The following is a 629-nucleotide window of genomic DNA, read 5'->3' on the forward strand; positions in this document are numbered from 1 at the left end:
TGCCAGCTGATCCACTTCCCCTTGCGAGACAGGTTGACCGGCCTCTTCCGCATGCCAGTATCGATGAAAAGTCGATCAGGCGGAGGAAAAGGGAATGCCATCAGGGAAGGATGATCAGTCGCTGCGGATCGCCGTGCTTGGCGCGGGTATGAGCGGACTGGCTGCCGTCGCGAAACTCAAGGAAGCCGGCTACACAGACATCGACTTGTTCGAAAAGTCAGATGGTGTTGGCGGCACGTGGCGCGACAACACATATCCGGGGTGTGGCTGCGATGTACCAAGCCATCTCTATTCCTATTCCTTCGATCTCAATCCGGACTGGGACTATAAATGGTCCCTGCAGCCTCAAATCCTTCAGTATTTCGAGGACTTCGCAGACAAGTTCGGCGTACGCCCGCACTGCCACTTCAATTCTGAAATCACGGACTGCAGTTATGACGAGGCGAGCCGTACCTGGACGCTGACAAAGGCGGATGGGGGCACCCACACCGCAGACGTGCTCATCTCGGGTCTTGGCCAGCTGAACATTCCTTCCATTCCGGATTTCAAAGGCAAGGATAGTTTTCAGGGCCCGTCCTTCCACTCGGCGCGCTGGGATCATTCGGTCGATCTCACTGGCAAGACGGTCT

At 56.3% G+C, this 629-nt stretch carries 1 protein-coding gene; it reads left to right on the forward strand.

Features of this window, described 5'->3' with window-relative positions:
- Nucleotides 1–94: 94 nt before the first annotated feature.
- Nucleotides 95–629 (forward strand): flavin-containing monooxygenase (locus tag ACFC3J_RS22880; RefSeq protein WP_375198199.1); only part of this gene is annotated, 535 nt, incomplete at its 3' end.

The sequence above is a fragment of the Sphingobium sp. genome (assembly GCF_041987595.1).
Classification (GTDB): Bacteria; Pseudomonadota; Alphaproteobacteria; order Sphingomonadales; family Sphingomonadaceae; genus Sphingobium.